At 71.8% G+C, this 12,130-nt stretch carries 10 protein-coding genes; 1 reads left to right on the plus strand and 9 read right to left on the minus strand.

Features of this window, described 5'->3' with window-relative positions; genetic code table 11:
- Positions 1 to 131: 131 nt before the first annotated feature.
- The 9 genes from ABTZ99_RS43385 to ABTZ99_RS43425 form a co-directional block, all read right to left on the minus strand.
- Positions 132 to 1,322, minus strand: coding sequence for an IS701 family transposase (locus ABTZ99_RS43385; protein WP_499618955.1), 1,191 nt, complete (start codon positions 1,320 to 1,322; stop codon positions 132 to 134).
- A 79-nt stretch (positions 1,323 to 1,401) separates the two neighbouring features.
- The gene (locus ABTZ99_RS43390) at positions 1,402 to 1,710 is read right to left on the minus strand and encodes an STAS domain-containing protein (protein WP_498785127.1); all 309 of its coding nucleotides are present in this window, start codon (positions 1,708 to 1,710) and stop codon (positions 1,402 to 1,404) included.
- Positions 1,707 to 3,776, minus strand: a complete 2,070-nt coding sequence (locus tag ABTZ99_RS43395; RefSeq protein ID WP_499618957.1) for a glycogen debranching protein — start codon at positions 3,774 to 3,776, stop codon at positions 1,707 to 1,709. Before ABTZ99_RS43395 ends, ABTZ99_RS43390 begins: the two co-directional genes overlap by 4 nt.
- The gene (locus ABTZ99_RS43400; protein ID WP_498785130.1) at positions 3,773 to 5,602 is read right to left on the minus strand and encodes an AGE family epimerase/isomerase; all 1,830 of its coding nucleotides are present in this window, start codon (positions 5,600 to 5,602) and stop codon (positions 3,773 to 3,775) included. The genes ABTZ99_RS43395 and ABTZ99_RS43400 overlap by 4 nt, the downstream gene beginning before the upstream one ends.
- Positions 5,599 to 6,207, minus strand: coding sequence for a DJ-1/PfpI family protein (locus tag ABTZ99_RS43405; RefSeq protein WP_498785132.1), 609 nt, complete (start codon positions 6,205 to 6,207; stop codon positions 5,599 to 5,601). The genes ABTZ99_RS43400 and ABTZ99_RS43405 overlap by 4 nt, the downstream gene beginning before the upstream one ends.
- Positions 6,208 to 6,359: 152 nt before the next feature.
- Positions 6,360 to 7,133 (minus strand): hypothetical protein, encoded by a 774-nt coding sequence (locus ABTZ99_RS43410; RefSeq protein WP_499618960.1) that lies wholly within the window; start codon positions 7,131 to 7,133, stop codon positions 6,360 to 6,362.
- Entirely contained in the window at positions 7,130 to 8,740 is a 1,611-nt protein-coding gene (locus ABTZ99_RS43415) for a thiamine pyrophosphate-binding protein (RefSeq protein WP_499618962.1), read from the minus strand. The genes ABTZ99_RS43410 and ABTZ99_RS43415 overlap by 4 nt, the downstream gene beginning before the upstream one ends.
- 72 nt (positions 8,741 to 8,812) lie before the next feature.
- Positions 8,813 to 9,640, minus strand: a complete 828-nt coding sequence (locus tag ABTZ99_RS43420) for a type 1 glutamine amidotransferase domain-containing protein (protein WP_230571697.1) — start codon at positions 9,638 to 9,640, stop codon at positions 8,813 to 8,815.
- Positions 9,641 to 9,668: 28 nt separating this feature from the next.
- The gene (locus ABTZ99_RS43425; protein WP_498772001.1) at positions 9,669 to 10,208 is read right to left on the minus strand and encodes a hypothetical protein; all 540 of its coding nucleotides are present in this window, start codon (positions 10,206 to 10,208) and stop codon (positions 9,669 to 9,671) included.
- Positions 10,209 to 10,457: 249 nt separating this feature from the next.
- Here ABTZ99_RS43425 and ABTZ99_RS43430 point away from each other — a divergent pair, with 249 nt between their 5' ends.
- Entirely contained in the window at positions 10,458 to 11,954 is a 1,497-nt protein-coding gene (locus ABTZ99_RS43430) for an MFS transporter (protein WP_498772003.1), read from the plus strand.
- Positions 11,955 to 12,130 lie beyond the last annotated feature (176 nt).

A 12,130-nucleotide genomic window follows, 5' to 3' on the forward strand; every position in this document is an offset into this window, starting at 1 on the left:
GACCGTGGAGCTGCGCGTGCTGTCCGCCGCCACCCCCGCCCGACGCGCGGCCGCCTGCGCCGGGCCGGACCCGCCGGGATGGCCCGCGGGGGGGGCCCGCCGCCGGCTGCGGCGGGCCACCCGGACCGGTGTCACGACGTGGCGTTCTCCGACGGCAGGTAGTCGGCGTCCGTGCGGGCGCCCGTCAGCAGGGCGTACGCGTGGGCCACCGACACCATCGTCATGTGGTGGTGCCAGCCCTGGTAGCTGCGGCCCTCGAAGTCGTGCAGGCCGTAGGGGTCGCGCGCCGCGTTCGCGTCCGCCCGGTCCTTCCGGGCGATCAGGTCGAACAGCTCCGGCACCGCCCGGTCCACCAGGTTGGTGATCCAGTACCGCGTCGGCGCGGTGCTGCCGATCGGGCGCTCGGCGACCAGCCGCACCGGCGACCCCTGACGCCTCTCGGTGTCGACCAGCCGCGCCGACGCCGCGCGGACCTGGACGCGGCCCGCGCCGTGCCCGGTCAACTGCGGCCAGACCCGGTGGGCCGACGGGTGCTCCCGCCAGCCGCGCAGGACCTCCGACGGGCTCAGCGCCCGCCGGCCGACCCGCTGGTCCGACTGCCTGGTCCCCGGCACCGCGCGCAGGTGCGGCTCCGCCAGCAGGCGCTCGTCGCCCTTGACGCCGATCACGTACCCCAGTCCGCGATCGGTCAGGTCGTCGAGCAGACGTGATGCCGTGGGCATGTCCGTGGCGTCGAACACCACCGGCGCGGCCGGCACGCGCAGGGCGATCAGCTCGTCGAGCATCCCCAGCATGTGCCCGCGCGCGCAGATACCTCCCTCGTGGTCCGGGATCCTCGTGCGACGACGCCGCTCCGCGTCCTCGGTCCACCGCCTCGACAGCAGCAGCCGCCAGTTGACCGGCACGGCGGTCTCCTCGACGTCCAGTTGCAGGCTCATCCCCAGTTGACAGTTGACCAGGCGACCCGCGTGACGCACGAACCGGCGCTCGACCCCCACCGAGTGGTCGCCGCGTTTGTGGATCACCGCGTGCCCGACCAACCAAGCCCGCACCGGCAACCGCTCCACGAGGTACAGCGCCAGCGCGTCGCGCACCGGCTGCCAGTCCCACGGGCTCTGGTTGACGAACTGCTGCAGCGACTGGACGGCCGATCCGCCGCCCGCCAGCTCGGCGATCTTGCTGATGGACTTGCGCCCGACCGCGTTGACGAGGCCCGACAGGTAGATCTCAGCCCAACGCCGCTGGTCCGCACGCGGCATGGACTGGAACATCCGGTGCGCGAACGCACGCGCACCGCCAGCTAAATGCGTCTGCAACTCCACCAGAAACTCCCCCAAGTGGTTCTGTCTTGACCCGTTGTCGCACCGGCACCGCGTCGCCGCGGTGTGCTCCGGGCGATGACTAGCTCGCCAGAGTCGCGGTGCCTCCCAACCCGCCCAGCGCCAACGCCGCCATCACCGACGGCCGCGCGCCGACGACGATGACCTCGGCGCCCGCCGGCAGCCGCTGCTGGGCGTAGACCAGGGCGCGGACGGCGCCCGGCGTCAGGCCGGTCACCTCGCGCATCTCGATCACGAGGCGGCGCACCTGCCCGCCGCCGAGTTCGTCGAGCAGGTCCCGCAGACGGGGCAGCGCCTCGTCGTCCACTTCGCCTGCCAGGTGGATCGTGGTCGACCGGCCGTTCGACCCCGAGTAGACCGACGTGCTCATCCCGAACCCTCCTCGTTGGACGATGTGTGCGCCCACAGCACGGCCGCGGACCGCGCGGGCAGGCGCAGGACGTGGCCGTCGCGCAGCGTCGTCGCGGCGTCGAGCGGCCGGGCGAATCCGGTGTTGGCGAAGACGCGCCACGTGCTGTCGGCGGGTGGCTGGGGGAGAGCCACTTCCTTGTCCTCTGACCCGGCGTTCGCGGCCACGACCACAGTATCCAAACGATCCGACAATCCAGCGCCCCCCGGATTCGGATCGTGGATCATGGCGATCACCAGGTGCGAGTCGGCCGACCAATCCGGTTGCCAAGCGCGCTCGCCGTGCCAACTGACCGGCGGGTAGCCGCCGTCCGGTGTGGATTCGCCGTGCGGGTGCTCGGCGCGCCGCAGCACCGGGTGCGCCCGCCGGAACTCCAGGCAGGCCCTGGTGAACTCGACCAGGTCCCGGTTGCGGTCGACCAGCGACCAGTCGACCCAGGTCGAGGGACCGTCGTGCGGGTAGGCGTTGTTGTTGCCGCCCTGCGTGCGGCCGAACTCGTCGCCGGCCAGCAGCATCGGCACGCCCCGGCTGGTGAGCAGCAGCAACAGCGCGTTGCGCACCTGCCGCGCCCTCGTGCCGAGCACCTCCGGGTCGTCGGTCGGCCCCTCCACGCCGCCGTTCCAGCTGGCGTTGTGGTCCTCGCCGTCGCGGCCGTCCTCGCCGTTGAGGTGGTTGTGCTTGTGGTCGTAGGACGCCCAGTCGGCGAGGGTGAACCCGTCGTGGCAGGTCACGAAGTTGACCGACGCGGTGGCGCCGCGCCCGCTGTAGAGGTCGGGCGATCCGACGAGTCGGGTGGCGACGTCACCGGTGGTTCCCCCGCGTCCCACCAGGAACGCCCGCAGCGCGTCGCGGTACCGCCCGTTCCACTCCATCCATCGGCCGTAGTGCGGGAAGGCACCGACCTGGTAGAGGCCGCCCGCGTCCCACGCCTCCGCGATCAGCCGCGTGCCCGCCAGCACGGGGTCCGCGGCCAGCGCCGCCACGAGCGGCGGGTCGGCCAGCGGCGCGCCGTCACGGCCGCGCGTGAGCACCGAGGCGAGGTCGAAGCGGAAGCCGTCCACGTGGTACTCGTGCACCCAGTGGCGCAGGCTGCGCACGACCCACTCCCGCACCAGCGGGTGGTTGGCGTTGAGCGTGTTGCCCGCGCCGCTGAAGTTGCGGTGCCTGCCGGACTCGTCGAGCAGGTAGTAGGACGACTCGTCCAAGCCGCGCAGCGACAGCGTGGGCCCGCGGTGGTCGCCCTCGGACGTGTGGTTGAAGACCACGTCCAGGACCACCTCGATGCCCGCCGCGTGCAGCTGCTTCACCAGTTCCTTCAGCTCCACGTCGGGCCGTTCGCCGCGGGCGTAGTTCGCCTTCGGTGCGAACACGCCGACCGGGCTGTAGCCCCACGTGTTGAGCAGCGGCACGCCCGTCTCCGGGTGCACGTGGACGTTGTCGGTCTCGTCGAACTCGAAGACCGGCATCAGCTCCACGCAGTTGACCCCGAGCCAGCGCAGGTACGGGATCTTCTCGGCCAACCCGGCGAACGTGCCGGGAGCGGCCACACCGGACGTTTCGGACCGGGTGAAGCCCCGCACGTGCAGCTCGTAGACCACCAGGTCCTCGGTGGGCACGCGCGGCGGCCGGTCGTCGCCCCAGTCGAAGTCCGGGGTGGCGATCCGCGACCGGTAGGCGGGCCGCCGCCCCCACTCGCCGGCGCCGGCCAGCAGCCGCGCGTCCGGGTCGAGCAGCACGGGACCGCGCTCGCCGGCGCGCTCGACCCGGAACCCGTAGTCCGCGTCCGCGGGCACCAGGCCGAGCACGTGCGCGGTGAACACCTCGCCGACCCGGTGCTCCGGCGGGAACTCCAGTTCGGTGAGGACCGAACCGTCGTCGCGGTCCATCAGCACCAGCCACATGCGGTCCGCCCGCGCCGCGGCGACCGCGAAGTTCACGCCGTCCGCCGTCGGGGTAGCCCCGAACGGGGTGGGGCTGCCCGGTGCGAGCCGCAGCCCGGCCAGGCGGCCCGTCGCCGTCGTGGTCACCGTTCGTCCTCCCCCAGGGGCCGCAGGCGCACCTGGACCGTCCGCCTGGCCGTGCCCTCCGGCAGCTTCACCGTCATCTTCTCCGCGTCGAAGTCCTGGTACGGACTGCCGTCCACGAGCACCCGGTCGAGCACCACCCGACCGCGCGGCAACGCGTCCGGGGCCACCCGCAGCAGGCCGCCCGGGAACGTCGCGTCCGCGTCCGGCGAGAACCACAGGTCGAGCGGCTCGCCGTGCCACAGCAGTCTGTTGTAGACGGTCGCGAGGTAGCACAGCTCCGCGGAGTGGTACATGCTCATGGAGTGGTTGCCCTTGAGGCGCTCCAAGCCCGCGAGGTAGGGCGATCCGGCGGCCTGCACGGCGAAGTACACCGCGCCGTCGTCGTGGTCGAGGAAGAACGCGTTGTAGAACGCCTCGGCCTCGGCCGCGTGCTTGAGGTACTCGGCGTCGCCCGTGGAGCCCGCCAGGACCAGGTAGGCCAGGATCGCCTGCTCCTGCTGCCACCACGCCTTGCGGTCGTGCCAGACGAACGCGTGCCGCCCGTCGCGGGCCTGCCGCTCCAGCACGTCGTACCAGCCGCCGCGCCGGGGGTCGCGCCCGACGCCCGGCATGGTGGCGGCCAGCCGCGCGGCCGTGCGCGTGTACTCGTTCTTGGGGCGCAACGCGTTCATCCGGGTGAGGTTCCACGCGATCTTGAGGTTGTGCCCCACCACCGCGCGGTCCTGCTGCCAGCCCCACGTCTTGTCCGGCGTCCAGTCCGCGTGGAACCGCTCGCGCACGAACGGGCTCGCGTCCGGGCCCCGGTCGGGGAAGTGGGTCACGATCATGTCGAACGTGTGCTCCAGCATCCGCAGGTAGCGCTGCTCGCCGGTGGCCAGGTACAGGTTGAACAGGTAGGCCGGTGCGTGGTCGCCGACGGAGTTCCAGTTCTTGCGCGACCTGTTGCGCCCCAACGACTCCGCGTGCGGGCTCAGGGTCAGCGGGTCGACGTGCGAGAAGTAGCCGCCCAGGCGCGGGTCGGCGAAGTGCCGCTCGAACAGCCGGATCGTCGCCTCGATGTCGTCGCGCAGCCACGGCGTGCCGGTGAGCCGGTAGGTCTGCACCAGGCCGGCGAGCGCGTAGATCTGCTCGTAGGCCGGGATGGTCAGCTCGTCGTCGCTGAACTCGGAGGCGAACAGCTTGCGCTGCCTGCCGCCGTCGACCTCCAGGCCGTGGTACCAGTACACCAGGCGGCCGACGTCGGTCTCGTCGACGAAGCGCAGGTTGTCCCGCAGGTACTCGGAGCCGCGCTCGGCGACCTCCAGGTGCGCCTCGTCGCCGGTCAGCATGTACGCGGTGGCCATGCCGTAGACCAGGCGGGAGATCGTGTCGGTCTCCTGCACGTGCGAATCGGTCTTGTCGCCGCCCAGCCGCAGCACCGTGCGGTAGTCGGCGAAGTCCACCGGGCCCGTGCCGAACTGCGCGCGGCGGTAGAACTTCGCCAGCGACCGGACCTGGTCGACCCACCAGTCGGGCCGGTCGAACACCGGGCGGCCCGCGTCGTCCGCGACCAGCCAGATCCGCTCCGCCTGCTGGCGGCGCGGGCCGGGGTAGACGGGGCCGAAGCTGAACACCATCGCGCCCGGCTTGAGCATCTCGTCCAGCCGGCCGTTGACGTCCCGGTAGGGCTCGCCGAGGTTGCGCACCAGCTGGGCCGCGGTCTCCGACGTGCGGTGCACGACCTCGCGGTCGCCGCCGAACGTGTCCAGCACCAGCCGGTCGCCGGAGGACTCGACGACGTAGCCGCCGTAGAGGTCGGAGTAGGTGCGTTCGGGCGCCGCGGTCACGCCGCCACCAGCCTGGCGGACAGCTGCTCGATGACGGTGCGGGCCAGCAGGTGGCAGTGCTCGACGGTGCGGGTGCTGATCAGGTCGCGGTCGACGGCCACGTCGGTGTCGGAGTAGACCGCGCCCATGTTGCGCACGTCGCTGACCAGGTTGTTGTGGCAGGTGACCGTGCGGCCTGCCATGACCTCCGGCGCGGCGGACATCAGCCACAGGCCGTGGCAGGAGAACACCTTCAGCAGCCGGGGGATGCGGAACGCGCGGCGCATCACCTGCACCGCGGGTGCCACGCCGCCGGGCCGTTCGCTGTAGCGGAGCCGGTCCGACACCATGCCGGACGGGACGATCAGCGCGTGCAGGGCGTTGAGCTCGTGGTAGTCCAGGGCTTCGAGGTCGCCGTCCACCGCGACCTCGCCGCCGAGCTCGCGGCCGGTGAAGGTCAGCGACTCGTTGCCCCAGAGGCGGGTGTAGAGCTTCACCTCGGCGCCCGCCTCGGCGAACCGCAGGCGGTAGTAGTCGATCTCCGTCTCGACGAAGTCGCTCTCCATGAGGATGCCGATGCGCAGCCCGGTGAGCGGCCCGGGTAGGACGGGAGCGTTCAGGTCCATGGGATTCTCCATCTGGGTGGTCCGAAGTGGACTGCCGCCTCGTCGCGGCACGGGAGGTGGCGGGCGGCTGGGCGCCGCCCGCCACCGCGTGACACCGGGCGCGCGGAAGTGCCGCGCCGCCGCCGGTGGTGGGGAGGTGGATCAGCTCGCGATCAGCTCGCGACGAGCTCGCCGCGGGCCTGGGGCGCGGCCGGTGAGCCCGCGGCGTCCGGCTGCGCGGTGTCGGCGGTGGGTGATTCGCCCGCCACCGGCCGCGCGGGGTCCGAGGCCGGCCGTGGTCGCCCGGTGTGGTCGGCCGAGGAGGTGCCTGCCGTTCGCGCCTCGTCGGTGACCAGGGCCCCGCCCGGCAGTCCCGGCGCGGAGAGCGCCGCGCTCTGCCCGGCCGCGCCGGATCGTGCCGGCGCCCCTGCTGCCGGGGTCGGTGCGGGCTGTCCGGCGACCAGGGACAGGGCCGACGCCGTCCGGTCGTCGTCCCCGATCGGGGGAGGTGAGCCCGGTAGCGGTTGGGTGGTTCGCGTCACCAGGGTGCGGATGCGCGGCTCGCCGTCCTGGAGCACGACCAGCCACTGCTCGGTCAGCAGGCAGCCCGTCCACCGGCTCCGCGGCGCGGGCCGCTGCCAGCGCCGCGACTCCCACCGCAGCGTCACGGTCACCTCGGCGTGCAGCGGCGACACCAGGTCGACCTCCACCGACAGCACGTCCCGCCGCTGGTCGAAGCACGAGTCGCTCACCTCGCGGTACCAGGACGCGAACTGCTCGCCGTCCCGCACCGTCGCGCCGGGCAACCGCAGCAACAACCCCGACCGCACGAGCCGCCCCCGCAGCTCCGCCACGTCGACGTGCCGCTCCAACGCCCCGTGCCACTCGCGCACCAGCGCCACGACCTCGGCCCGCTCCAACCGACCGCGGCCGGCCGCCCCGCTCACTCGATCACCAGGTCGATCAGGAACGGCCCGCGGTGGCTCAGCATCTCGGCCACCGCGCCGTCCACCTCGCGCAGCCGGCTCACCCGGCGCCCGGGCACGCCGAGCGACGCGGCCAGCTGCGTGAACCCGATGGCGGGCTTGGTCAGGTCGAACGCGCTCGGCCGCTCGTGCGGCTCGATGCCCTGCTCCCGCCAGTACTGGTCGATGTTGTGGTCCAGCAACCGGTAGCGGCCGTTGTTGCAGATCACGAACTTGGCGTCGATGTCGTGCCGGGCGGCCGTCCACAGCGCCTGGATCGTGTACATGCTGCCGCCGTCGCCGGTGAACGCGATCACCGGCTGGTCCGGCCGCGCCAGCTTCGCGCCGAGCGCGCCGGGGATGCCGATCCCGAGCGAACCACCGCGGGTCTGGAAGAAGCGGCCCGGCTCACGCGCCGGCAGGTGCCGCCCCAGCGGCTCGCCCGCGGTGAGCGCCTCGTCGAACAGGATGAGGTCGTTCGGCGCCTGCTGCGCCAACCGCTCGGTGAACAGCTCCAGCACGCTCGGCGGACCCGACGGCGCGACGGTGCGGTTGACCGGACGCGCGGGCGGCGCGGCGACCTCCCCGCCCTGGTGCCCCAGCTCCACGGCCAGCGCCGCGAGCGTGAGCTTCGGGTCGGCCACCACACCGATCTCCACCGGGTGGTTCTTCGCGATCTCGTAGGCGTCCAGGTCGATGTGGACGATCCGGGCGTCCCGCGAGAACGGGTTGCTCAACGCGGGGAACACCTCGGGGAACACGTACGTGCCCACGATCAGCACGCGGTCCGCGTCACCGACGATGCGTGTGCTGTCCGCGCCGAACATGTGGCCGACGTTGCCCGCGTAGGACGGGTCGGCCGCGTCGATGTTGACCTCCGACGAGTTCACCCCGTACACCCGCGCGCCCAGCAGCTGCGCCACGGTGGCCAGCTCGCGCTGCGCGCCGCTCGTCGCGACACCGTCGCCCATCAGCACCAGCGGACGCCTGCCGCCCGACAGCACCGACGCCATCCGCGCCACCAGCGCGGGCTCCGGCAGCACGCGCGTCGACGGCACCACGGTCGGCAGCGCCGGTTCCTCGGTGACGGCGTCGAGCACGTCCGCGGGCAGCGCCACGAACACCGGACCGCGCGGTGGCGTCATGGCGATCTTCACCGCCCGGCGCAGCACCCGCAGCACCGAGTCCGGATCGGTGACCCGGGTGGCGTACTTCGTCACCGGCTCGGCCATGGCCACCAGGTCGACGGCCATCTGCGCGTCCATCGCGTCGTAACGCACACCGGCGTCGCCCGCGATCACGACCAGTGGCGAGCCTCCCCGCTTCGCCTGGTACAGCATGCCGACGGCGTTGCCGAGGCCGACGCCCGTGTGCAGCTGCACCAGGCCCGGCCGCTGCGAGGCGCGGGCGTACCCGTCGGCCATCGCCACGGCCACGCTCTCCTGCAACGCCAGCACGTAGGACATCTCGGTCTGCCCCATGGCGTCGAGCAGACCCTGCTCGACGGTGCCCGGGTTGCCGAACATGTGCGTGATGCCGTCGGCCGCGAACTGCTCGAAGATCGCGACCCGTCCCGGTCGTTTGGTCATGTGCTTCGATCCACCTTCCCCAGTGTGGTGGCGGACGCGGCGCGGACCGGCGCCGCGTCCGCCCGTGACGCCTTACCAGCCGTAGCGGCGCAGGCCGTTCTCCAGCGTGCGCACCAGCAGCTCGCCGGACAGCGCGGAGTCCGGAGTGGACCGCGCGGTGACGAACGGGTAGTCCACGATCACCGACAGCTCCTTGCCGACGTTGCCGTGGAAGCCGCCGAACGCGCCCGTCGCGTCGCGCAGGATGTACTCCAGCGGGAACGGGGGCGGGCCCATGTTGAAGTCGACGCCGAGGAAGCCGGTGCCGTCCTTGTAGTCGTACTCCTTGGGGTGGCCCGTGACGTGCTTGCCGTAGATGATGCTCTGGCGGGACTCCCAGTCGCGGGCGAAGGCCAGCACGGTGACGCCGTAGCACTCGGCCAGGATCGGCTTGTCCGCGGCGAAGAAGCCGAGGGTGACCTCGTGCAGGCGCTCGTTGTTGACCATGTCGACCAGCGGGCCGGAGCCGCCGACGAGCACCAGCGCGTCGTAGGCCGCGACCAGGTCGTCCACCGCGGGCTGCAGGTTGCGGTGGTAGGCCTCCAGCTCGCGCAGGAAGTTGATCGAGCTGTGGTAGGGCCGCTCGGGGATGAGGTCGGCCAGGCTGAGCGGGTTGTCCAGCCGGTCGGACTCGTCCAGCGCGCGGACCGCGCGGGCCATCTCCGGCGTGGTCACCGTGCGGCCGAGCGGCGGGTCGATGTAGTCGGGGTCCATGCTCGGCGGCAGCGCGTGGGCGCGCTTGCCGGTGGGGGTGACGAAGGTGACCTGGTAGCCGCGGGCGTCGAACGCCTCCAGCGGACCGACCAGCTCCTCCCCCCAGTAGCCGTACTCGGACAGCACCACGAGAACTCGTCGGGTCACTTCTCTACTCCCTGGGTGTGAGGGTTGCTCAGAGCTCGGCGGAGCCGGGCATCGGGTGCAGGGCGTCCACGACGTACGAGCGGATGCGCAGGCGCCCCGCGTCGTCGCGCACGACCTGCCACGTCTGGTCGGCGTCGAAACCCAGCCACTGGCTGGTCGCCGCCGGCGGGTTCCAGATTCGTGCCTGCCAATTCACGCGCACCTTCACGTCGGCCACGTCGCCGCGAATGGACGACGTCACCTCGGTGACTTCGTGCACTTCGTCGAAAAAGCGGTTGACGACCGTCCGGTACCAACCCAGGAATTCCTCGGTGGTCCTGAGCGTGCCTTCCGGGAAGGTCATCGCGAGGTTGGTGTCGACGAGATATCCGAGCACCTCGTCCTCGGTGCCGTGCTCGTCGAGAGCGCGGTACCAATCGCCGACGAACCGGCTGATCAGATCATTGTCGAGGGTTGCTGGCACTGATTTCTCCCGTGTGGCCGTGTCGGTGGCGAACGGACCGTGGCGACCGTCACCCGCTGTGACATCTTTGGTGTCGTGATTGACGACATGAGTCAATCCGCGCAAGTGGTCCGGGGCAAGGCAGCCGGTGCAACTGGGTGTACTTGACGGAATTGCGGAAGGGGCTTGTTTGCGCCCGTGTTACGAGGGCTTTTGCGCTCGACGTGATAGCCCTGGTGATGAGCCCCACAGCGGCGGCCGGTGCGCGTTGCCTGGTAGTCCTGCTACTAGGAAAGACCCTGGTCTGGTTACCCGGTTGCGGAATGAGGAGGGTGGGCGCATCGGCGTAACGCCGGCGATATCAAGGAGCCGACTTTGTCTCAAACTGCCGACCAGACGGCTGCAGGGCCGCCCACGGGCACCGCCGCGTCGGATGCGGCGACCACTACCAGCACGACCGGGGCCACCGCGTCGGGCCGGCGTCCGAATGCCGGTCTCGTCCTGCTGTTGTTGTGCCTGGCCGAGTTCATGATCGCCCTGGACTTCTCCATCACCAACGTGGCGCTGCCGGTCATCCAGACCGAGCTGGGCTTCACGACTTCCGGCCTGCAATGGGTCATCAGCGCCTACGCCATCACCTTCGGCGGATTCCTGATGCTCGGCGGCCGGATCTCCGACCTCTACGGTCGCCGCCGCCTGTTCATCATCGGCCTCGTCGCCTTCGCGCTGGTGTCGCTGGTCGCGGGCATCGCGCAGGACGACGTGCAGTTGGTGTTGTTGCGCGGTGCGCAAGGTTTGGCGGCGGCGGTGGTCGCGCCGGCGGCGCTGTCACTGCTCACCACGTCGTTCCCGGAAGGGCCGGAGCGCAACCGCGCGCTGGGCGTCTACGGCGCGGTGCTGTCGTTCGGCTTCGTGTCGGGCGTGGTGCTGGGCGGCATCCTCACCGACGTGCTGAACTGGCGGTGGGTGTTCTTCGTCAACGTGCCCATCGGCCTGGGCGCGGCGCTGCTGGCGCCCAAGCTCATCCGCGAGAGCCACGGCCAGGAGAGCAACCGCAAGCTCGACGTGCCGGGCGCGGTCACCATCACCGGCTCGGTGATCAGCATGGTGTACGCGCTGTCCACGATCACCCAGGGCGGCCTCGGCTGGCTGATCTCGCTCGTGCTGTCGATCGTGCTGTTCGCCGCGTTCCTGGCGATCGAGCAGCGCAGCCCGCACCCGCTGATCCCGCTCAAGGTCGTCGCGCAGCGCGTGCTGCTGATCGCGAACCTGATCAACGTGCTGCTGATCGGCTCGTTCGTGGGCATCGCCTACATCCTCACCCTCTACCTGCAGGGCGTGGAGGGCTTCACGCCGTTGCAGACGGGGTTGACGTTCGCCGTGCTCGGCGCGACCGCGGTGGTCGCGGGCATGGCGGCGGGCAAGGTGTCCGGGAAGCTGGGCGGCACGGCCACGCTCGTCGGCGGCCTGCTGATGCAGGCGGTCGGCACCGTGGCCCTGGCGATCCTGCCCGCCACCGGCGCGATCTGGTGGATCCTCGTCGGCATGGCGGTCATCGGTTTCGGCCACGTGTCCGCGGTCGTGATCGTCAGCATCTCGGCGACGTCCGGTGTGCCGGACCACCAGCAGGGCCTCGCGGGCGGCCTGCTGAACACCTCGCAGCAGCTGGGCGCGGCGCTCGGCGCGGCGGCGTTCGCCGCGATCGCGGTCGGCGTCACGGGCGGGATGCTCGCCGAGGGCACACCGCTGGAGCAGGCTGACCCGGCGTCGCTGGTGGCGGGCTTCCGCTACGCGCTCGTCGTGGCCGTGGTGGTGTCCGTGGTCGCGTCGGTGATCGGCGTGACGCTGACCCGCAAGCGCGCGGCCGCCTGACCGGACCGCGATGACGTCCTGGCCGCGCCGCATTCCCCCGGGGCAGACCAGGATGAGTGGTGGGGGGCCCGCCCCCCCCCGCCCCCCCCCCCCCCCCCCCCACCAAAAACCCCCCCCCCCCCGCCCCCCCGCCCCCCGGGCCCCCGCCCCCCCGGCGGGGGGGACCCGCACGCCCG

This window comes from Actinosynnema sp. NPDC002837, from assembly GCF_040295345.1.
In the GTDB taxonomy this organism is placed as follows: Bacteria; Actinomycetota; Actinomycetes; order Mycobacteriales; family Pseudonocardiaceae; genus Actinosynnema.